The organism is Pseudomonas shiyinii (genome assembly GCF_056725765.1).
Genome location: NZ_CM161522.1, coordinates 2,646,864 through 2,668,263 on the forward strand (window position 1 = coordinate 2,646,864; position 21,400 = coordinate 2,668,263).

Genomic DNA, 21,400 nt, shown 5'->3' on the forward strand with positions numbered 1-21,400 from the left:
TTCAGAGCGCACTCGATGAAACGCCAGCCCCTCGACGACAGCTTCAAGGTCAACCGCAACCCCGTTACCCTGCGCGAAATCGTGCTCGACAAACTGCGCGGGGCGATCATGAACTTCCACCTGCTGCCCGGTGATCGCCTGGTCGAACGCGACCTCTGCGACCGCCTCGGGGTCAGCCGCACCTCGGTCCGCGAAGCACTGCGCCACCTCGAATCCGAGGGCCTGGTGGAGTTCGCCGACGCCAAGGGCCCACGGGTGGCGATCATCACCCTGGAAGATGCCCGCGACATCTATGAGCTGCGCTGCGTGCTCGAAGGGCTGATCGTCCAGCTGTTCACGCTCAATGCCAAGGCCAAGGACATCCGCGCGCTGGAGCGTGCCCTGGAGGTCAACCGCCAAGCCTTGGAGGAAGGCGAACTGCAACAGGTGCTGGAGTCGGTGCAAGGGTTCTACGACGTCCTTCTGGAAGGCTCCGGCAACCAGGTCGCCGCCCAGCAGCTGCGCCAGTTGCAGGCCCGCATCAGCTACCTGCGTGCCACGTCGGTATCCCAGGAAAACCGTCGCGGCGCCAGCAACCAGGAAATGGAAAAGATCGTCGAGGCGATCAAGAGCGGCGACCCGCAGCGCGCACATCAAGCCTCGGTCGACCATGTACGCGCCGCCGCCAAGGTGGCCCTGGACTACCTGCGCCAGAAGCAGGAAGACAACACCAAGGTCCGCGACATCGTCGAACCCCTGCCCCTCAAAGACCCCCGCATAGGCCGCTGACCATGCCCCCCGCCCCGCGCTATTGCCCGCACTGCACAACGGAGCTCGCCCGGGGCGTTCCCAGCGGCGACACCCATGAGCGTCTGCATTGCGCTGGGTGTGGCTATGTCCACTACATCAACCCCAAGATCATCGCTGGCTGCATCATAGAGCGCGATGGCAAGTATCTGTTGTGCCAACGCGCCATCCCTCCTCGCCCGGGCACCTGGACCTTGCCGGCCGGCTTCATGGAGGCCGGCGAAACCACCGAACAGGCCGCCTTGCGCGAGGTCTGGGAGGAAAGCGGCGTGCGCGGCGAGATCGTCTCGCCCTATTCGATCTTCAGCGTGCCCAAGATCAGCGAGGTGTACATCATCTTCCGCGCCATCGCCACGGAAGAGACCGGCCAGTACGGTCCCGAGACCCTCGCCTACCGCTTCTTCGCGCCCGACGAGATTCCCTGGGACGAGATCTACTACCCTGCCATCCGCCAGATCCTCGAGCGCTACATCCTCGAGCGTCAGGCCGGGGTGTATGGCATCTACATGGGCAACGACGATACCGGCAAGGTGCACTTCATCCGCTGATAGGTTGGCAATTGTAGGCTGCGCTGCGGCCTGATCGCCGGCAAGCCGGCTCCCACCTGCCTGCGCTATTTCCAGAGGCACCGTCGTACCTGTGGGAGCCGGCTTGCCGGCGATTGGGCCGGGTCAACCCGTGCGAACCTTGAACATCCGCTCGTCATAGGCGAAATCGAACACCTCGCGCACACGGACCTCGCGTACCGCCGGGTGCAGTGGGTTGATCACCAGGTTGCGCTCCAGTTGCAGCACCACCGAAGGCACGATGAGCCCCAGGTGGCTGCGCGCTTCGAGCCAGCGCGTGCCGAACAGCATGCTGGGGTTGTCGGCCGGTAGCGCATCCCAGCCGGCAGGCAGTTCATCGGCGGCAGGTTCCAGGTACAGCGCCGGATCGTCGGGCAGCTCGAAACAGGTGATCTTGAGGGGAAACTGCGGGCGACCGGCCGCATGGACGAAGGTCTCCAACGTACAGATCGCCGGCGACAAGCCCATGTACAGCGCCGGCACGTCGATCTGGTTCCAGCGCCCGCCCACGATCGCCGCGCCCCTACCGCTGAGATCATCCGCCCGGGAAGCCTTGGCGACGCGCCAGGCCAGCATCAGACGACGCCACCCCATTCCAGGGCCACCAGCGCCCGGCGTACCTGCTTGGCACCGAGCTCGGTCTCGCACAGCATCACCGGGGCCATACCGCCAAGCGCATCGTTGGGCCGGGACATCCACGCCACGGCCGGCGCTTCGCCTTCGAAGACCGCCACCGCCTGATGGGTGATTTCGGCGATGCGGTCCAGGCGCTCGGAGGCCACGGCATCGAGCGGCTGGTTGTCGCGCACACGACGCTCGAGGGTCGAGATCGATGCATTGAACAGCGCCGCCAACTGTTTTTCCGGCAGGCTGAACAGGCGCTTGACCTCCTGATAAAGCTTGGCCGGCAAACCGTCGCGGATCTGTACCAGACGCTGGGCCTCGGTCAACTGATCGTGGGCCTTGGAATAGCCCCAGAACACACCGCCCGCCTCGCGGACCTCGAGCGCTGCCTTGCGCCCGCCCTCGATCGTGGCGTAACGCGCACGACGAGCAGGTGCCTTCTTGGTCGTCTCGATCATATTCACCTCATTTGGTGATAAAAAAACATCAAATGAAGGATACATCGACTGAAAGGCCGTTGCACGGGTCTTTCTGTGCGGCGAGCGACCTTGCGTCGCGGAAGGACCGAACCTGGCCCCATGGCGTTCTCAAGGCGCGACGCCCTCGACAATGATCACCTCGGCCCTCGCCACACCTTGCCGATACCCGCACGCCTCCTGGTACGCCTCGGACCGGTAGCATGCCAACGCCTGCTCGTACGAGTCGAACTCGATCACCACGCTACGCTGTGGGGTAGGCCTTCCCTCCATCGCCTCGCTGCGCCCGCCACGGGCCAGCAGGCGGCCGCCAAACGCAGCGAAGGCCGCCGGGGCGCGTTGGGTGTACTGCTGGTACTGCTCGGGGTCGGTGACATCTACGTGGGCGATCCAGTAAGCCTTCATCCATCACTCTCCTGAAAAGGATATTTGTGTATGATGGTATACCATAAAAATCACCCTACCACAGCGAGTGTGCAACATGGCTTTCAACAGCATCGAAGAACTCCTCGAGGAATACCGGCACGGCAAGATGGTCTTGCTGGTGGACGATGAGGACCGTGAAAACGAGGGCGACCTGCTGATCGCCGCCGAACGCTGTGACGCCCAGGCCATCAACTTCATGGCCCGCCACGCGCGCGGGTTGATCTGCCTGACCCTGACTGACGAGCATTGCCAGCGCCTGGGCCTGGAACAGATGGTGCCGGCCAACGGCAGCGTGTTCAGCACCGCCTTCACCGTGTCCATCGAGGCCGCCACAGGCGTCACCACTGGCATCTCCGCCGCCGACCGAGCCCGGACCGTGGCGGCAGCCATGGCCCCCGACGCCCGCCCCGAAGACCTGGTGCAACCTGGCCATATCTTCCCGCTGCGCGCCCGCGAAGGCGGTGTGTTGACCCGTGCCGGGCACACCGAGGCCGGTTGCGACCTGGCCCGCCTGGCCGGCTTCGCCCCTGCCTCAGTGATCGTCGAGGTGCTCAACGACGACGGCACCATGGCCCGGCGCCCGGACCTGGAGCGGTTCGCCGAACACCACGGCATCAAGATCGGCACCATCGCCGACCTGATCCACTACCGCCTAAGCACCGAGCAGACCATCAAGCGCATCGGCGAGCGCGAACTGCCCACCGTGCATGGCACCTTCCGCCTGGTGACCTACGAAGACCGCATCGAGGGCGGCGTACACATGGCCATGGTGATGGGCGATATCCGCCGCGACCAGCCGACGTTGGTGCGGGTGCACGTGATCGACCCGCTGCGCGACCTGGTTGGCGCCGAATATGCGGGCCCCGCCAACTGGACGTTGTGGGCGGCACTGCAGAAGATCGCCGCCGAAGGCGCGGGCGTGGTGGTGATCCTGGCCAACCACGAATCCTCCCAGGCGTTGCTCGAACGCGTGCCGCACCTGACCCAGCCGGCCAAGCCGTTCCAACGTGGCCAGTCGAAGGTGTATTCGGAAGTCGGCACCGGCGCGCAGATTCTCCAGGACCTGGGCGTGGGCAAGCTGCGCCACCTCGGCCCGCCGTTGAAGTACGCGGGGCTTGCCGGGTATGAGCTGGAGGTGGTGCAAAGCATTCCGTTCGAACCTGCCGAGGCCATCTGAACCCAAAGACGCCACGCTCCTACAGGGGAAGCGTGGCGTTCTGCTGTCTGGACATACGGTGTTTTGGTGATGGCCGGTCGCCCTCAACCTCTTGCGAAAAGTTTGGAATACCATAATATGATATCCCGTAGACCTTGAATTCTTGGCCACCTACACTGACAACAACTGGCCAAGCGACATCGTTGGATAGCTGCTCCCCCACTACATGGCGGGCGACAGGAAGCCCGCTCGAATAACAAGATCATGAGGGCGTCAACCATGCTGTTAAGCAAACGAGTCACCGCTGTGCTGTCCGCCAGCCTGCTGTCCCTGGCCTGCCAAGCCACCCTGGCCGCCGACAGCCTGAATTTCGTCAGCTGGGGCGGCACCACCCAGGACGCCCAGAAACAGGCATGGGCCGAACCCTTCAGCGACAGCACCAAGATCAAGGTCGTGCAGGACGGCCCCACCGACTACGGCAAGCTCAAGGCCATGGTCGAGAGCGGCAACGTGCAATGGGACGTGGTCGACGTCGAGGCCGATTTCGCCCTGCGCGCCGCCAGCGAAGGCCTGCTCGAGCCCTTGGACTTCACCGCCATCCAGCGTGATCGCATCGACCCGCGCTTCGTCTCCGACCATGGCGTGGGCTCGTTCTTCTTCTCCTTCGTGCTCGGCTACAACGAGGGCAAGCTCGGCGCCAACAAGCCGGTCGACTGGACGGCACTGTTCGACACCAAGACCTACCCAGGCAAACGCGCCCTGTACAAGTGGCCAAGCCCAGGCGTGCTCGAACTGGCCTTGCTGGCCGATGGTGTCCCGGCCGACAAGCTTTACCCGCTGGACCTGGACCGCGCCTTCAAGAAGCTCGACACCATCAAGAAGGACATCGTCTGGTGGGGTGGTGGTGCCCAGTCCCAACAGTTGCTGGCCTCCGGCGAAGCCTCCCTCGGCCAGTTCTGGAACGGCCGGGTCTACGCCCTGCAGCAGGATGGCGCACCCGTGGGTGTGAGCTGGAAGCAGAACCTGGTCATGGCCGATTTCCTGGTCATCCCCAAGGGCGCCAAGAACAAGGACGCGGCCATGAAGTTCCTGGCCAACGCCAGCAGCGCCAAGGGCCAGGCCGACTTCGCCAACCTGACCGCCTACGCCCCGGTCAACCTTGACAGCATCGCCCAGCTCAAGCCCGAGCTCGCCCCGAACCTGCCGACTGCCTATGCCCAGGACCAGGTGACCCTCGACTTCGCCTACTGGGCGAAGAACGGCCAGGCCATCGCGGCCCGCTGGAATGAGTGGTTGGTCAAATGAAAGTCGCCATCAATGCCCTGCACAACGCGCAAGGTGCCCCCAGCGGCACCGGCTCGCCGGGGGCGGCCGTGCGCCGCCCGACCTTGAGCCAACGCTGGCGCGGCAGCCGCAACCTGCTGCCGGCCCTGGCGTTCCTTGGCCTGTTCTTTTTCGCGCCGTTGATCGGCCTGTTGCTGCGCGGCGTGCTGGAACCGGTACCGGGGCTGGGCAACTACGAGCAGCTGTTCGCCAACTCAGCCTATACGCGGGTATTGCTCAACACCTTTTCCGTGGCCGGCCTGGTGACCGTGATCAGCGTCCTACTGGGCTTTCCACTGGCCTGGGCGATCACCCTGGTGCCGCGAGGCTGGGGCCGCTGGTTGCTGAACATCGTGCTGTTGTCGATGTGGACCAGCCTGCTGGCCCGCACCTACTCCTGGCTGGTGCTGCTGCAGGCCTCGGGGGTGATCAACAAGGTGTTGATGGCCCTCGGCATCATCGATGCGCCGCTGGAGATGGTGCACAACCTCACCGGCGTGGTGATCGGCATGAGCTACATCATGATCCCGTTCATCGTGCTGCCGCTGCAGGCGACCATGCAGGCCATCGACCCGATGGTGCTGCAAGCCGGCTCCATCTGCGGTGCCAGCCCCTGGACCAACTTCTGGAAGGTGTTCATCCCGCTGTGCCGCTCGGGGCTGTTCTCCGGTGCGCTGATGGTGTTCGTCATGTCGCTCGGTTACTACGTGACACCCGCCCTGCTCGGCGGCGCGCAGAACATGATGTTGCCTGAATTCATCGTCCAGCAGGTGCAGTCGTTCCTCAACTGGGGCCTGGCCAGCGCCGCCGCTGCGTTGCTGGTGCTGATCACCCTGGTGCTCTTCTACTTCTACCTGAAGCTGCAGCCGGAATCCCCGGTCGGCAACGCGAGGTAAACGCCATGCTCCTGACTCCCAATGCCATGGGCCGGCCGCTGCGCACGGGCCTGTACCTGACCACCGGGGTGATCGCGGCCTTCCTGTTGCTGCCGATCCTGTTCATCGTGCTGCTGTCGTTCGGCTCGTCCCAGTGGCTGGTATTCCCGCCCCCGGGCTGGACCTTCAAATGGTACGAACAGTTCTTCTCCAACCCCGAGTGGATGGACGCCGCCCTGGCCAGCCTCAAGGTCGCCGTGCTCACCACCGTGTGCGCCGTGCTGCTGGGCCTGCCTACGGCTTTCGCCCTGGTGCGCGGGCGTTTCCCGGGCCGCGAGTTGCTCTATGGCCTGTTCACCCTGCCGATGATCGTGCCGCTGGTGATCATCGCCGTGGCGGTGTATGCCCTGTTCCTCAAGCTCGGCTACACCGGCACGCTGTTTTCCTTCGTGGTCAGCCACGTGATCGTCGCCCTGCCGTTCACCATCATCTCGATCATCAACTCGCTGAAGCTGTTCGACCAATCGATCGAGGACGCCGCGGTGATCTGCGGCGCCTCGCGCTTGCAGGCGATCTTCAAGGTGACCTTCCCGGCGATCCGCCCGGGGATGATCGCCGGTGGTCTGTTCGCCTTCCTGGTCTCCTGGGACGAGGTGGTGCTCAGCGTGATGATGGCCAGCCCCACCCTGCAGACCCTGCCCGTGAAGATGTGGACCACCTTGCGCCAGGACCTGACCCCGGTGATCGCCGTCGCCTCGACGTTGTTGATCGGCCTGTCGGTCCTGGTCATGGTCATCGCCGCCGCCTTGCGCCGGCGCAACGAAGTCAGCGCCTGAGCGCTCGGAGACAATAACAATGAGTGCAGTGATCAAAGATGCCGCGCCCGCCAAGACCCTGGTCAGCCTGCGCAACCTGAACAAGCACTACGGTGACTTCGCCGCCGTGGACAACATCAGCCTGGACATCCAGGACGGCGAATTCCTGACCTTCCTCGGCTCCAGCGGTTCGGGCAAGTCCACCACCTTGTCGATGCTGGCCGGCTTCGAGACACCCAGCAGCGGCGAGATCCTGGTCGACGGCCAGTCGCTGGTGAAGGTGCCGCCGCACAAACGCGACATCGGCATGGTGTTCCAGCGCTACTCGCTGTTCCCGCACCTGTCGGTGCGCGACAACATTGCCTTTCCCCTGGCGATCCGCAAGCACAGTGCCGCCGAGACCGCCAAGCGGGTCGACGCCATGCTCAAGCTGGTGCAGCTCGAGCAGTTCGCCCATCGCCGCCCCGCGCAGCTTTCCGGTGGCCAGCAGCAGCGTGTGGCCATTGCCCGGGCGCTGGTGTACGAGCCACGCATCCTGCTGATGGACGAACCCCTCGGCGCCTTGGACAAGAAACTGCGCGAAGACCTGCAGGACGAGCTGCGCCAGCTGCACCGACGCCTGGGCATCACCATCGTCTACGTGACCCACGACCAGGAAGAAGCCATGCGCCTGTCCCAGCGCATCGCGATCTTCAGCCATGGCAAGATCGTCGGCCTGGGCAGCGGCTTCGATCTGTACCAGAACCCACCGAATGCCTTCGTCGCCTCGTTCCTGGGCAATTCCAACTTCCTTCGGGTCAAGGCCACCGCCAACGGCGCGGCCAGCTTCGAGGGGCAGTCGTTGGCGATCCGCCTGACCGCCGGGCTGACGGTCGGCCAGGATGCGCTGATCATGGTACGTCCGGAGAAGGCCCTGGCCCTGACGGCCGACCAGGCGACGCGCGAGGTATTGCCGGCAGGCTGGAACGAGGTTTCGGCCAAGGTGCTGGAGGTCCTGTTCCTCGGCGAAAGCCAGACCTGCCATGTGCTGACCGCAGGAGGCACGGAAATGACCGTAAAGGCCCTGTCGGCGGCAGGAATGGCGATGCAGCCTGGCGACAGCGTGAAGGTGCGTTGGGCAGTGGCCGATGCCTGCACCTACACCGAGTGGGCCGAAAGCGACTTGAACAAGGCCGCGGGCGCCCATTGATCACATCGCCCCATCGCGGGACAAGCTCGTTCCCACAGGGGCAGCGCATTTCTTGAAGCTTGTGCTGCATTTTGTGGGAGCGGCTTGTCCCGCGATGGAGCGGTGAAAGCAACGGAAAAACCAACTGCCTACGCAGGCAACCGATACCGCTCGGCAAAGTATTGCCGGAAGAATTCCACCGCCACCCGCACCTTGGCGGAGCCAGCCAGGGGCGTGGTGTACACCGCCCAGATATCCGCGGCCTGCTGGTAATCCTCCAACACCTGCACCAGGCGCCCGTCGGCGATGTTGTCGTGCACGTCCCACCATGAACGCAACAGGATGCCCCGCCCATCCAGGCACCATTGGTGCGCCACCTCGCCATGGTTGCTCGACAACGCACCGGTCACCCGTACGCTCTCTTCGCCATCGGGGCCCTCCAGGTGCCACACACCGAAGGGGTGGTCACGTTCCTTGATCACCAGGCAATCATGGCTGGCCAGGTCCGCCAGGCTTTTCGGCGTACCGCGCCGTGCCAAGTACTGGGGGGCCGCGCACAGCACCCGTCGGTTGCGTGCCAGCGGCTTGGCGATCAGGTTCGGGGCGATGACGTTGCCGACCCGGATGTCCAGGTCCACCCCTTCGGCGATCAGGTCCACCAGGCGGTCGTGCACATCCAGGCGGATGTCCAGCTTCGGGTAGCGCGCCGCCAGCTCCGACAGCGCCGGCGCCACGAAGCGCCGGCCCAGGCCCAGGCTACTGGCGATACGCAGTTGCCCAGCAGGCTCGCGCTGGCCGGCATTGAGGTCGTCGTCCATACGCTGCAGGGCTTCGAAGATCTGCTGCGCCCACTGGTACACCCGCTCGCCCTCCTCGCTCACGGTCACCCGTCGAGTGGTGCGGTGCAGCAGGCGCACGCCGAGGTTCTCCTCGAGCAGGCGGATGCGCTTGCTGACGAAGGCCGCAGACATTCCCCGCTCATCCGCCACCGCGGCGAAGCTGGCGCGGCGCGCCACCTGCAGGAAGATATCGAGGTCGTCCAGGTTCGGCAGATTATTCACGATTCGTGCACCAAGAATTGATGAATCACCGGATTATCTCCGGAACACGTCCTTATAGCATGGCCTGCATCCGTTACCCAGAACAGCGAGTGCGCCCCATGAGCAAGACCTTCAAAATCGCCGCCATCCCCGGAGACGGCATCGGCAACGAAGTCCTCCCCGAAGGCATCCGCGTGGTCGAAGCGGCCGCGCGCAAGCACGGCTTGAGCCTTGAGATCGAATACTTCGAGTGGGCCAGCTGCGACTACTACCTGGCCCACGGCAAGATGATGCCCGACGACTGGTTCGAGCAGCTCAAGGGCTTCGACGCCCTGTACTTCGGCGCTGTCGGCTGGCCGGACAAGGTACCTGACCATATCTCCCTGTGGGGCTCGCTGCTCAAGTTCCGCCGCGACTTCGACCAGTACGTGAACATCCGCCCGGTGCGCCTGTTCCCTGGCGTACCCTGCCCGCTGGCAAACAAGGCCCCTGGCGACATCGACTTCGTGGTGATCCGCGAAAACACCGAGGGCGAGTATTCGTCCCTGGGCGGTCGCATGTTCGAGAACACCGAGAACGAGTTCGTGCTGCAGGAGTCGGTGTTCACCCGCCGCGGTGTCGACCGCATCCTCAAGTACGCTTTCGACGTGGCCCAGACCCGCGAACGCAAGCACGTGACCTCGGCGACCAAATCCAACGGCATGGCCGTGAGCATGCCTTACTGGGACGAACGCACCGCCGCGATGGCCGCACACTACCCAGGGATCAGCTGGGACAAGCAGCACATCGACATCCTCTGCGCCCGCTTCGTGCTGCAACCGGAGCGCTTCGACGTGGTGGTGGCTTCCAACCTGTTCGGCGACATCCTCTCCGACCTGGGCCCGGCCTGCGCCGGCACCATCGGCATCGCGCCGTCGGCCAACCTCAACCCCGAGCGCAAGTTCCCGTCGCTGTTCGAACCGGTCCACGGTTCGGCACCGGACATCTACGGCAAGAACATCGCCAACCCGATCGCCATGATCTGGTCCGGCGCACTGATGCTCGAGTTCCTCGGCAAGGACGGCGACGATGCCCGTTACCAGGCCGCCCATGACGACATTCTCAAGGCCATCGAGACGGTCATCGCCAACGGCGATACCACCCGCGACATGGGCGGCAGCCGTTCGACGCAGGAAGTAGGTCAGGCCATCGCCGAACTGCTGGGCGCTTAATCGATAAACCTGGGCCGACTGTCAGGATTGTCAGACAGTCGGCTTGCAGTACGTGACAATTCAATGCACACTTCGTTAACCAAAAGATATGCGTAAACTTTAGGTTAACAAAACGAGGAAAAAGCTATACCTGACAAGGATTTCCCAAGCGCTTAGCATTCCAAACGCTCCAGGAGACAATTGATGTCCCACAAGAATAAAAAGATTGATGTATTCCTGATCACTGTGAGCCTGATCGCCGTACTGCTCACCGTCATCGGCCTTGCTGCCTTCCCCGAGCAATCGGAACGCATGGCCAACCAGCTGTTCGAACTGTCCACCCGTACCTTCGGCACCAGCGTCCAGGTGCTGGTCTTCGGCAGCTCCCTGGCCGTGCTGTACCTGGCGTTCAGCAAGTACGGCAATATTCGCCTGGGCGCCGGCAAGCCCGAATACTCCACCGCGACCTGGGTGTTCATGTTCATCTGCGCCGGCATGGGTTCCTCGACCCTGTACTGGGGCGTCATGGAATGGGCCTACTACTACCAGACGCCCGGCCTGAACATCGCGCCGATGTCGGCCCAGGCGCTGGAATACAGCGTCAGCTACTCCTTCTTCCATTGGGGCATCAGCGCCTGGTCGATCTATGCCCTGGCGTCCCTGGCCATGGCCTACCACTTCCATGTACGCAAGAAGAGCGGCCTGAACCTGGCCTCGATCATCGAGGCAGTCACCGGCTTCAAGGCCACCGGCCCCATCGGCCGCACCGTGGACCTGATCTTCCTGCTGACCATGATGGGCGCGCTGACCGTTTCCCTGGCCCTGACCGCCTCCACCCTGACCCGCGGCCTGTCGGACCTTGCCGGCACCCCCAACACCTTCACCGTGCAACTGATGGTGATCGGTGCGGTGGCGCTGCTGTTCTCGCTCAGCTCCTACATCGGCATCGACGGCGGCCTGCAACGCCTGTCGAAGATGGTCTGCGTGGGCGCCCTGCTGTTCGCCGTGGTGGTGCTGCTGGTCGGCCCGACCCAGTTCACGGTCAACAACACCGCCAATGCCATTGGCCTGATGATCCAGCAGTACGTGCACATGAGCCTGTTCACCGACCCTGCCGGCGATGGTGCCTTCACCCGTAACTGGACCGTGTTCTACTGGCTGTGGTGGGTGTCCTATGCACCGGGCGTGGCCATGTTCGTCGCCCGGGTGTCGCGCGGCCGGCAGATCAAGGAAGTGGTGTTCGCCCTGCTGATGGGTGGCAGCTTCGGGTGCTGGTTCTTCTTCGGCGCCCTGGAAAGCTACAGCATGCACCAATTCATCAACGGCCAGATCGATGTACCGAAGTTGCTCAGCAGCGTCGGTGGCGAAGCGGCGGTGACCGACCTGTTGCTGGCCTTGCCATGGGGCACGCTGTTCCTGGCGGTGTACCTGTTCATCATGGCGGTATTCTGCGCCTCGCACATGGACGCGGCGGCCTATGCCGTAGCGGCCACCAGCACCCGCAACCTGCGCGAAGGCGAGGACCCGAGCCCGACCCTGCGCCTGTTCTGGTGCATCGTGCTGACCCTGGTGCCGCTGGCCATGCTGTTCGCCAAGGCATCGTTGTCGACCATGAAGACCGCCGTGGTGCTCACCGCCATCCCCTTCATGCTGATCCTGCTGGTGAAGATCTACGGCTTCTTCAAGTGGCTGGCCGCCGACTACGGCCAGGTTCCGGCCTACCGGATCGAGGAAGAGGCCGCGCGCCTGGCTGGTGAGGAGCCGGCCGAGCAAGCACCACGCAGCACTGCTGCCGTGCATTAAGGAAAGTAACGCCTCTATCGCCGGCAAGCCGGCTCCCACAGGGCCTCGGCAACCCGCCACTCCTGTGGGAAGCAGGCGTCGTGTGGGAGCTGGCTCGCCAGCGGTAGGGCCAGTGCAGGCAAGACGTCGTTGCCCATAAAGCAGCCTGCAAGTTCCAAATTTTTTTGCCCGAACTGTTAACCAACAGATACGCGTTAACCAATAAGTAAAACCGAGATAGAGCCATGAACGATTTCAAACGCCTGCCCGCCGATTTCTGCGCCAACCCTGAAGTAGCCTTCACCCTTCCGGCCAATTTCTACACCCAGGCCGCGGTGTTCGAGCACGAGAAGGAAGCGATCTTCGCCAAGAGCTGGATCTGCGTCGGTCACCGCAGCGAAGTCGCCGAAAAGAACGCCTACATCACCCGCGAGGTGATCGGTGAAAGCATCATCGTCGTGCGTGGTCGCGATGACGTGCTGCGAGCCTTCTACAACGTCTGCCCGCACCGTGGCCACCAGCTGCTCGAAGGCAGCGGCAAGGCCAAGAACGTGATCACCTGCCCCTACCACGCCTGGACCTTCAAGCTCGACGGCGAGCTGGCGCACGCCCGCAACTGCGAGAACGTCGCCAGCTTCGACAAGGAGAACTCCACCCTGGTGCAGCTGCGCGTCGAAGAATACGCAGGCTTCATCTTCATCAACATGGACATGGATGCCGGCAGCGTCGAAGACCAGCTGCCAGGCCTGCAGAAGCGCATGCGCGAAGCCTGCGCCGTGATCGACGACCTGCACCTGGCCGCGCGCTTCGTCAGCGACACCCCGGCCAACTGGAAGTCGATCGTCGACAACTACCTGGAGTGCTACCACTGCGCCCCGGCCCACCCAGGCTTCTCCGACTCGGTGGACGTCGGCCAGTACAACCACAGCCTGCATGGCAACTGGACCCTGCAGTACGGCCTGGCCAAGCCTTCGGAGCAGTCGTTCAAGTTCGACGAATCGGTCAAGGACCCGTCCTTCGCCGGCTTCTGGGCCTGGCCGTGCACCATGTTCAACGTGCCGCCAGGGGCGAATTTCATGACCGTGATCTATGAATTCCCGGTCGATGCCGAAACCACCCTGCAACACTATGACATCTACTTCCTGAACAAGGACCTCACCGAAGAGCAGCTCAAGCTGATCGACTGGTACCGCGAAGTCTTCCGCCCGGAAGACCTGCGCCTGGTGGAAAGCGTTCAGAAAGGCCTCAAGTCCCGCGGCTACCGCGGCCAGGGCCGGATCATGGTCGACCAGCAGCGCAGCGGTGTGAGCGAACACGGTATAGCCCACTTCCACAACCTGATCGCCGTCGCCCACCTGGACTGATGCACCCGGCCGCCGGCCCGACGGTCGGCGGCCTTCGGAGAGCCTTGCGTGAAACTTCAAGACAACAAGCTGTTCCGCCAGCAGGCCTATATCGCCGGGCGCTGGTGCGATGCCGACGGCCAGCAGACCCTAGCGGTCAACGACCCGGCCAGTGGCGAGCTGCTCGGCCATGTACCGCTGATGGGCGCCGCCGAAGCCGTGCGCGCCATCGAAGCGGCCGAGGCGGCCCTGGCCGACTGGCGTGGCCGTACGGCCAAGGAACGGGCGAACATCCTGCGCCGCTGGTTCGAATTGCTGCTCGAGCACGAGCAGGACCTCGCCCTGCTGATGACCCGCGAACAGGGCAAGCCGTTGCATGAGGCCCTGGGCGAGATCCGCTACGCCGCCTCCTTCGTCGAGTGGTTCGCCGAAGAAGGCAAGCGCATCTACGGCGACGTGATCCCAAGCCCTGCCAATGACAAACGCCTGCTGGTGATCAAGCAAGGCATCGGCGTGTGCACCGCGATCACCCCATGGAACTTCCCGGCGGCGATGATCACCCGCAAGGTCGCCCCGGCCCTGGCCGCCGGATGCACCATCGTGGTCAAGCCGGCCAACGAAACCCCGTTCAGTGCCCTGGCCCTGGTCGAGCTGGCCGAGCGCGCCGGCATCCCGGCCGGCGTGTTCAGCGTGGTCACCGGCGATGCCCCGGCCATCGGCGCGCAGTTCACCGGCCACCCGAGCGTGCGCAAGCTCAGCTTCACCGGCTCCACGCCGGTGGGCCGCCTGCTCATGGGCCAATGCGCAGAAACCATCAAGAAGGTCAGCCTGGAGCTGGGCGGCAACGCGCCGTTCATCGTCTTCGATGACGCCGACATCGACGCTGCGGTCGACGGCGCGCTGATCGCCAAGTACCGCAACGCCGGGCAGACCTGCGTGTGCGTCAACCGTTTCTATGTACACGACAGCGTCTACGAGCGTTTCGCCCAGCGCTTCGTCGAGCGCGTACGCGCCCTGGCGGTCGGCCACGGCAATGCCGAAGGCACGCAGATCGGCCCGCTGATCAGCGACAAGGCCGTGGCCAAGGTGCGCAGCCTGATCGACGACGCCGTTGGCAAAGGAGCCAGCGTGCTGCTCGGTGGCAAGGCCCACGGGCTGGGCGGGCAGTTCTTCGAGCCGACCGTGCTGGCCGACATCGCCCCCGGCATGGAGCTGCTGCAGGAAGAGATCTTCGGCCCGGTGGCCGCGCTGGTGCGCTTCACCACCGACGACGAAGTGATCGCGCTGGCCAACGCCACCCAATATGGCCTGGCGGCGTACTTCTACAGCCGCGACCTGGCCCGCGTGTTCCGCGTGGCCGAGCGCCTGGAGTACGGCATGGTCGGCATCAACACCGGGCTGATCTCCAACGAGGTCGCGCCCTTCGGTGGCGTCAAGCAATCGGGCCTGGGCCGCGAAGGCTCCAAGTACGGCATCGAGGACTATCTGGAAATCAAGTACCTGTGCCTCGCCGTCTGAGCGGGCCAGTATCCGTGCCACGCGGCAGGGCCTGCCGCGTGTGCTGCAAGTCGAGGTGAACCATGGCCAAGCAATACGAAATGTTCAAGGTGCGAGTCACCGACGTGGAACAGGCCACGCCGCTGATCAAGCGCTTCACCCTGGCCCGCGAAGACGGCGCCGCCCTGCCCGCCTTCACCGGCGGCAGCCACGTGATCGTGCAGATGCAGTCGGCCTGCGGCAACCAGTTCAGCAACGCCTATTCGCTGATGAGCGACCCGCGCGACCTCTCCCGCTACCAGATCGGCGTGCGCCTGGAAGAGCAGTCCAAGGGCGGCTCGGCGTTCATGCACAACCAGGTCGAGGTGGGCAGCGAACTGACCATCTCCACCCCCAACAACCTGTTCGCCCTCGACCCGTCGGCTGGCCGCCATGTGCTGATCGCCGGCGGCATCGGCATCACCCCGTTCCTGGCGCAGCTGCATGAACTCGAAGGCAGCGATACTCCCTACGAACTGCACTACGCCTTCCGCGCGCCGGAACATGGCGCCTTCCAGGCTGACCTGGAAAACGGCCCCCATGCGCCAAGCACCCGTTTCTACATCGACAGCCTGGACCGCAAGCTGGACCTGGCCGGCCTATGTGCGGGCCTGGCCGATGATGCGCACCTGTACGTGTGCGGGCCCAAGCCGCTGATCGATGCGGTGATCGCCACTGCCGCCGCCGCAGGCATCCACGAATCGCGCGTACACTGGGAACAGTTCGCCGCTGCAGCACCTGCCGCCGGTGCCGCGTTCACCGTGGTACTGGCCAAGTCCGGCACGGAACTCCAGGTCGAGGAAGGCATGACCATCCTCCAGGCCATCGAGAAGTCCAAGGCTGCCAAGGTCGAATGCCTGTGCCGTGAAGGCGTGTGCGGCACCTGCGAGACGGCCATTCTCGAAGGCGAGGCCGAGCATTTCGACCAGTATCTGAGCGATGAGGAAAAAGCCTCGCAGCAAACCATGATGCTGTGCGTGTCCCGCGCCCGCAGCGCCCGCCTGGTGCTCGACCTGTAACACCGACTGCGCCGGTGCCCGCCTGCGGGCCGGCACCGCGCGCAGTGGTCTAGGCTGTACCTCTTGACCACAAGGAAAAGAGGCCCAAGCCCATGCTTTTGTCACGCCCGCCCCATGCCATGGCCCTGGCGCTGTGCATCGCCTGCTCCCCGGCGCTCGCCGCCGAATCCTCCCCCCAGGACCTGCTCACGCAGGCCCAGGCCGAGCAACCGGCCTACCTCGCCACCCTCAAGACCCTGGTGTCGGTCGATACCGGTACCGGTACGCAAGCCGGCCTGGCCCAGGTCGGCGCCGAACTGGCCAAGCGCCTGAAGGCCCTGGGTGCCGAGGTGCACACCAGCCCGGCCAAGCCGTCGGTGGGCGACAACATCGTCGGGACATTCAAAGGCAACGGCAGCAAGGATTTTCTGCTGATGGTGCACTACGACACGGTGTTCGGCCCAGGCACCGTGGCCAAGCGGCCGTTCCGGGTGGAAGGCGAGCGCGCCTATGGCCCGGGCGTCGCCGATGCCAAGGGCGGCGTGGCGATGATCCTGCATGCGCTCAAGCTGCTGCAGGACCAGCAGTTCAAGGGCTATCGCACCCTCACCGTGCTGTTCAACCCGGACGAGGAAATGGGCTCGGCAGGCTCGAAACAGCTCATCGCACAGCTCGCCCGCGAGCATGACTATGTCTTTTCCTACGAGCCGCCAGACAAAGACGCGGTGACCGTCGCCACCAACGGCATCAACCGCCTCAAGCTCGAAGTGAAAGGGCGCTCCTCGCATGCCGGCTCCGCCCCCGAGCAAGGTCGCAACGCCTTGACCGAACTGGCTCACCAGCTCCTCCAACTCAAGGACCTGGGCGATGCCAGCAAAGGCACCACAGTGAACTGGACCCTGGCCAAGGCTGGCGAGAAAGCCAACATCATCCCGGCCCTGGCGAGCGCGGAAGCGGACATGCGCTATTCGGACCTCAGCGAAACCGAGCGGGTGGCGGCCGATGCCAAGCGTATCGCACAAAAACACCTGGTCGAGGACACCCAGGCCACCGTGACCCTGGAAAAAGGCCGCCCACCCCTGGCCCGCAACGAAGGCTCCCGCCAGTTGGCCGAAACGGCCCGGGAGCTGTATAGCCAGATCGACCACACCCTCGAACCCATCGCCATGCGCTTCGGCACCGACGCTGGCTATGCCTATGTGCCCGGCAGCGCCAAGCCGGCGGTGCTGGAGACCATGGGCGTGGTCGGTGCCGGATTGCATGCCGAGGACGAATACATCGAGCTCGCCAGCATCGCCCCACGGCTGTACCTGACGGTGGCGATGATCCGGCGCCTGGCGCAGTGAGGGGCGTTGCCTAGCCGCCCAATCGCCGGCAAGCCGGCTCCCACCGGGCCAGCACTGCTTCAGAGACACCGCCACCTGTGGAAGCTGGCTTGCCAGCGATTGGGCCGGTACAGCCATGACAAGAACCATTCGGCGAACGACACATGAACATCCTCTACGATGACCGCCTTGATGGCCCGTTGCCCACGGTCGACAAGGCCCAATTGCTGGCCGAACTGCACAGCACCCTGCCGGACCTTCAGGTCCTCCACCGCACCGAAGACCTCAAGCCCTACGAGTGCGACGGTCTCTCGGCCTACCGCACCGTCCCGTTGCTGGTGGTACTGCCCGAACGCATCGAGCAGGTCCAGGCCCTGCTGCGCCTGTGCCACCGGCGCGGCGTCCCCGTGGTGGCACGCGGCGCCGGCACCGGCCTGTCCGGCGGCGCCCTACCTTTGGCGCAAGGCATCCTGCTGGTGATGGCGCGCTTCAATCGCATCCTCGAGGTCAACCCGCAAGGCCGCTACGCCAGGATCCAGCCCGGTGTGCGCAACCTGGCCATTTCCCAGGCCGCCGCCCCACATGGCCTGTACTACGCACCAGACCCCTCGTCGCAGATCGCCTGCTCGATCGGCGGCAACGTCGCGGAAAATGCCGGTGGCGTGCATTGCCTGAAATACGGCCTGACCGTCCATAACCTGCTCAAGGTCGATATCCTCACCCTCGAAGGCGAACACCTGACCCTGGGCAGCGACGCGCTGGACAGCCCCGGCTTCGACCTGCTGGCCCTGTTCACCGGCTCAGAAGGCATGCTCGGCATCGTCATCGAAGTCACCGTCAAGCTGTTGCCCAAGCCCCAGGTGGCGCGGGTGCTGCTGGCCAGCTTCGACAAGGTCGAGGACGCCGGCCGTGCAGTGGCCGGCATCCTCGACGCCGGTATCGTCCCCGCAGGCCTGGAAATGATGGACAACCTGGCGATCCGCGCCGCCGAGGACTTCATCCACGCAGGCTACCCGGTGGAAGCTGCGGCCATTCTGTTATGCGAACTGGACGGCGTCGAAGCCGACGTGCAGGACGATTGCCAACGGGTCGATGCTGTGCTGCGCCAGGCCGGTGCCCGTGACGTGCGCCTGGCCTGCGACGAAGCCGAACGTGCACGCTTCTGGGCCGGGCGCAAGAACGCCTTCCCTGCGGTAGGGCGTATCTCGCCCGACTATTACTGCATGGACGGCACCATCCCCCGCCGTGAACTGCCCAGGGTGCTCGAGGGCATCGCCGCGTTGTCCGAGGCCTATGGCCTGCGGGTGGCCAACGTGTTCCATGCCGGCGACGGCAACATGCACCCGTTGATCCTGTTCGATGCCAACCTGCCCGGCGAGCTGGAGCGCGCCGAAGCGCTCGGTGGCAAGATCCTCGAGCTGTGCGTGGCGGTGGGCGGCAGCATCACCGGCGAGCACGGTGTCGGACGCGAGAAGATCAACCAGATGTGCGTGCAATTCAATGACGACGAAATCACCCTGTTCCATGCGGTGAAGGCGGCATTCGACCCCAACGGCTTGCTCAACCCAGGCAAGAACATCCCCACCCTGCAGCGCTGCGCCGAATTCGGTGCGATGCACGTGCATCACGGGCAACTGCCCTTCCCCGACCTGGAGCGCTTCTGATGGACCAGGATCGTGACCTCAGCGAAAGCCTGCTGGAACAGGTCAACCAGGCCCTGGCGATGGACACTCCGTTGCGCATCCAGGGAAGCAACAGCAAGGCCATGCTCGGCCGCCCGGTCGCCGGAGAGATACTCGACACCCGCGGACATCGCGGCATCGTCCATTACGACCCCACCGAACTGGTGATCAGCGCCCGCGCCGGCACGCCATTGCGTCAGATCGAAGCAGCGCTGCACGAAGCTGGGCAGATGCTGCCGTGCGAACCCCCTCACCTGGGCCCCAACGCCACCCTGGGTGGGATGGTCGCGGCAGGCTTGTCGGGCCCACGTCGGCCCTGGGCCGGTTCGGTACGGGACTATGTGCTGGGCACCCGGGTGATCACCGGCCATGGCAAGCTGCTGCGCTTTGGTGGCGAGGTGATGAAGAACGTCGCTGGCTATGATGTGTCCCGGCTGTTGGCGGGAAGCTTCGGTTGCCTGGGCCTGCTGACCGAGGTGTCGTTGAAGGTGCTGCCGCGCCCCCGTCAGTGCCTGAGCCTGCGCCTGCAGATGACGGTACGCCAGGCCCTGGCCGAGTTGGCCGAATGGGGCCAGCAGCCGCTGCCGATCAGTGCCGCCTGCCACGACGGCCAGGCACTCTACCTGCGCCTGGAGGGCGGTGAAGGGTCGGTGCTGTCGGCAAGCCAGCGCTTGGGGGGCGAGACGGTTGCGAGCCAGTTCTGGACAGACCTGCGCGAGCAGCGGCTGCCGTTTTTCGACGACCCCGCGCCGTTGTGGCGGTTATCGCTGCCGACCATTACCGGCGAACTCGACCTGCCTGGCCGGCAGTTGATCGATTGGGGCGGCGCGCAGCGCTGGTTGAAATCTTCAGCCCCTGCGACATTGATCCGCGAGCAGGTCGCCAAGGTGGGCGGCCATGCCACTGCCTACGCCCCCGGCGACGACAGCATGTCGCCCTTGCCCCAGGCATTGATGCGCTACCACCGCGCCCTCAAGCACCAACTCGACCCCCAGGGGATCTTCAACCCAGGGCGCCTGTACCCGGACCTGTGAGGCGAAACCATGCAAACCAACCTGAGCGATGCCGCCAAGCGCCTGGCCCGTGCCGACGAAGCCGAGCGCATCCTGCGCAGTTGCGTGCACTGTGGCTTCTGCACCGCGACCTGCCCCACCTACCAGGTGCTGGGCGACGAGCTGGACGGGCCACGCGGGCGCATCTACCTGATCAAGCAAGTGCTCGAAGGCATGCCGGCCAGCGCCAGCACACGGTTGCACCTGGACCGCTGCCTGAGCTGTCGCAACTGCGAAACCACCTGCCCTTCGGGCGTGAGGTACCACGACCTGCTGGACATCGGCCGCCCCGTGGTCGAGCAACAGACCCCGCGCCCCTTGGGCGAACGTCTGCTGCGCCAGGGCTTGCGTGCCGTGGTACCGCGTCCTGCACTGTTCGCGGCGCTCGTTCGCGCTGGGCAGGCTCTGCGCCCACTGCTACCGGCAACGGTCGAGGCAAAGTTGCCGAGCCAGGTGCCCCACCCCGGTGAACGACCGGCACCGCGCCATGCCCGCCGCGTATTGCTGCTCGAAGGCTGCGTGCAGCCGACCTTGTCACCCAACACCAATGCCGCCGCGGCACGCCTGCTGGACCGCCTGGGCATCAGTGTCGAGCCGGCCCGGGACGCCGGTTGCTGCGGCGCCGTGGATTATCACCTCAATGCCCAGGCACAAGGGCTGGCACGTGCCCGCCGCAACATCGACGCCTGGTGGCCGGCGATCGAAGCCGGTGTCGAGGCGATCGTGCAGACGGCCAGCGGCTGCGGGGCGTTCGTCCGCGATTACGGCCACTTGCTGGAAAACGACCCACGCTACGCCGCCAAGGCTGCCCGGGTCAGTGCCCTGGCCCGGGACCTGGTGGAAGTGATACAGGCCGAGCCGGTCGAGCGCCTGGGCGTGTGCGCCGAACAGCGTCTGGCCTTCCATTGCCCCTGCACGCTCCAGCATGCCCTGAAACTTGGCGGCGCGGTGGAGCAGTTGCTAACCCGCCTGGGCTTCACCGTGACGCCGGTTCCCGACGGCCACCTGTGTTGCGGCTCGGCAGGAACCTATTCGCTGACCCAACCCACCCTCGCGCGCCAGCTGCGGGACGAGCGCCTCACAGCCCTGGAAAGCGGCCACCCCGAGGTCATCGCCACCGCCAACATCGGCTGCCAGGCACACCTGGGCAGCGCCGGGCGCACACCGGTGCGCCATTGGATCGAAATCGTCGAGGCTGCCCTTTGAGCGACCGCCCAGTCCCGCCATGTCAGCGTGA

20 protein-coding genes are annotated in these 21,400 nt (G+C 64.8%); 16 read left to right on the forward strand and 4 right to left on the reverse strand.

Features of this window, described 5'->3' with window-relative positions; all coding sequences use genetic code 11:
- Positions 1 to 15: 15 nt before the first annotated feature.
- Positions 16 to 768: a GntR family transcriptional regulator gene (locus ACXHGZ_RS11970; protein ID WP_084853540.1), complete on the forward strand. Its 753-nt coding sequence runs from the start codon at positions 16 to 18 to the stop codon at positions 766 to 768.
- A gap of 2 nt (positions 769 to 770) precedes the next feature.
- Positions 771 to 1,334: an NUDIX hydrolase gene (locus ACXHGZ_RS11975; RefSeq protein ID WP_480460023.1), complete on the forward strand. Its 564-nt coding sequence runs from the start codon at positions 771 to 773 to the stop codon at positions 1,332 to 1,334.
- Positions 1,335 to 1,457: 123 nt separating this feature from the next.
- On the opposite strand, the gene ACXHGZ_RS11980 is transcribed toward ACXHGZ_RS11975, so the two are convergent.
- From ACXHGZ_RS11980 to ACXHGZ_RS11990, 3 genes are all read right to left on the reverse strand, one after another.
- Positions 1,458 to 1,946, reverse strand: coding sequence for an RES family NAD+ phosphorylase (locus ACXHGZ_RS11980; protein ID WP_480460024.1), 489 nt, complete (start codon positions 1,944 to 1,946; stop codon positions 1,458 to 1,460).
- Positions 1,928 to 2,434: an Xre family toxin-antitoxin system antitoxin gene (locus ACXHGZ_RS11985; protein ID WP_480460025.1), complete on the reverse strand. Its 507-nt coding sequence runs from the start codon at positions 2,432 to 2,434 to the stop codon at positions 1,928 to 1,930. Before ACXHGZ_RS11985 ends, ACXHGZ_RS11980 begins: the two co-directional genes overlap by 19 nt.
- A 129-nt stretch (positions 2,435 to 2,563) precedes the next feature.
- The gene (locus tag ACXHGZ_RS11990; RefSeq protein ID WP_084853547.1) at positions 2,564 to 2,857 is read right to left on the reverse strand and encodes a DUF1330 domain-containing protein; all 294 of its coding nucleotides are present in this window, start codon (positions 2,855 to 2,857) and stop codon (positions 2,564 to 2,566) included.
- A 76-nt stretch (positions 2,858 to 2,933) separates the two neighbouring features.
- On the opposite strand from ACXHGZ_RS11990, the gene ribBA reads away from it, so the two are divergent.
- The 5 genes from ribBA to ACXHGZ_RS12015 all read left to right on the forward strand — a co-directional run bounded on the left by ribBA (position 2,934) and on the right by ACXHGZ_RS12015 (position 8,236).
- The gene (gene ribBA / locus ACXHGZ_RS11995; RefSeq protein WP_480460026.1) at positions 2,934 to 4,055 is read left to right on the forward strand and encodes a bifunctional 3,4-dihydroxy-2-butanone-4-phosphate synthase/GTP cyclohydrolase II; all 1,122 of its coding nucleotides are present in this window, start codon (positions 2,934 to 2,936) and stop codon (positions 4,053 to 4,055) included.
- A 258-nt stretch (positions 4,056 to 4,313) separates the two neighbouring features.
- Positions 4,314 to 5,339, forward strand: coding sequence for a polyamine ABC transporter substrate-binding protein (locus tag ACXHGZ_RS12000; protein WP_084853550.1), 1,026 nt, complete (start codon positions 4,314 to 4,316; stop codon positions 5,337 to 5,339).
- Positions 5,336 to 6,253 carry an ABC transporter permease gene (locus ACXHGZ_RS12005; RefSeq protein WP_480460028.1) on the forward strand — a complete coding sequence of 306 codons (918 nt, stop codon included), beginning with the start codon at positions 5,336 to 5,338 and terminating at the stop codon, positions 6,251 to 6,253. The genes ACXHGZ_RS12000 and ACXHGZ_RS12005 overlap by 4 nt, the downstream gene beginning before the upstream one ends.
- 5 nt (positions 6,254 to 6,258) lie before the next feature.
- Complete coding sequence (locus ACXHGZ_RS12010; protein WP_196154367.1) at positions 6,259 to 7,068, forward strand: ABC transporter permease; 810 nt, start codon at positions 6,259 to 6,261, stop codon at positions 7,066 to 7,068.
- A gap of 19 nt (positions 7,069 to 7,087) precedes the next feature.
- Positions 7,088 to 8,236, forward strand: coding sequence for an ABC transporter ATP-binding protein (locus ACXHGZ_RS12015; RefSeq protein ID WP_480460030.1), 1,149 nt, complete (start codon positions 7,088 to 7,090; stop codon positions 8,234 to 8,236).
- 128 nt (positions 8,237 to 8,364) lie between these two features.
- Here ACXHGZ_RS12015 and ACXHGZ_RS12020 read toward each other — a convergent pair whose 3' ends face one another.
- A complete protein-coding gene (locus tag ACXHGZ_RS12020; RefSeq protein WP_480460031.1) occupies positions 8,365 to 9,276 on the reverse strand; it encodes a LysR family transcriptional regulator in 912 nt (303 codons plus the stop codon).
- A gap of 98 nt (positions 9,277 to 9,374) precedes the next feature.
- On the opposite strand from ACXHGZ_RS12020, the gene ACXHGZ_RS12025 reads away from it, so the two are divergent.
- The 9 genes from ACXHGZ_RS12025 to glcF all read left to right on the forward strand — a co-directional run bounded on the left by ACXHGZ_RS12025 (position 9,375) and on the right by glcF (position 21,369).
- Positions 9,375 to 10,466: a tartrate dehydrogenase gene (locus ACXHGZ_RS12025; RefSeq protein ID WP_480460032.1), complete on the forward strand. Its 1,092-nt coding sequence runs from the start codon at positions 9,375 to 9,377 to the stop codon at positions 10,464 to 10,466.
- 183 nt (positions 10,467 to 10,649) lie between these two features.
- Entirely contained in the window at positions 10,650 to 12,248 is a 1,599-nt protein-coding gene (locus ACXHGZ_RS12030; RefSeq protein WP_480460033.1) for a BCCT family transporter, read from the forward strand.
- A 224-nt stretch (positions 12,249 to 12,472) separates the two neighbouring features.
- Positions 12,473 to 13,591 carry an aromatic ring-hydroxylating oxygenase subunit alpha gene (locus ACXHGZ_RS12035; protein WP_480460034.1) on the forward strand — a complete coding sequence of 373 codons (1,119 nt, stop codon included), beginning with the start codon at positions 12,473 to 12,475 and terminating at the stop codon, positions 13,589 to 13,591.
- A 48-nt stretch (positions 13,592 to 13,639) separates the two neighbouring features.
- Positions 13,640 to 15,088, forward strand: a complete 1,449-nt coding sequence (locus tag ACXHGZ_RS12040; protein WP_480460035.1) for an NAD-dependent succinate-semialdehyde dehydrogenase — start codon at positions 13,640 to 13,642, stop codon at positions 15,086 to 15,088.
- A gap of 62 nt (positions 15,089 to 15,150) precedes the next feature.
- Positions 15,151 to 16,125, forward strand: a complete 975-nt coding sequence (locus ACXHGZ_RS12045) for a PDR/VanB family oxidoreductase (RefSeq protein ID WP_480460036.1) — start codon at positions 15,151 to 15,153, stop codon at positions 16,123 to 16,125.
- Positions 16,126 to 16,217: 92 nt separating this feature from the next.
- Complete coding sequence (locus ACXHGZ_RS12050; protein WP_480460037.1) at positions 16,218 to 17,450, forward strand: M20/M25/M40 family metallo-hydrolase; 1,233 nt, start codon at positions 16,218 to 16,220, stop codon at positions 17,448 to 17,450.
- Positions 17,451 to 17,593: 143 nt separating this feature from the next.
- A complete protein-coding gene (gene glcD / locus ACXHGZ_RS12055) occupies positions 17,594 to 19,093 on the forward strand; it encodes a glycolate oxidase subunit GlcD (RefSeq protein WP_480460038.1) in 1,500 nt (499 codons plus the stop codon).
- Entirely contained in the window at positions 19,093 to 20,145 is a 1,053-nt protein-coding gene (glcE, locus tag ACXHGZ_RS12060) for a glycolate oxidase subunit GlcE (RefSeq protein WP_480460039.1), read from the forward strand. The genes glcD and glcE overlap by 1 nt, the downstream gene beginning before the upstream one ends.
- Before the next feature lie 9 nt (positions 20,146 to 20,154).
- Positions 20,155 to 21,369 carry a glycolate oxidase subunit GlcF gene (gene glcF, locus ACXHGZ_RS12065; protein WP_480460040.1) on the forward strand — a complete coding sequence of 405 codons (1,215 nt, stop codon included), beginning with the start codon at positions 20,155 to 20,157 and terminating at the stop codon, positions 21,367 to 21,369.
- Positions 21,370 to 21,400: the final 31 nt, after the last annotated feature.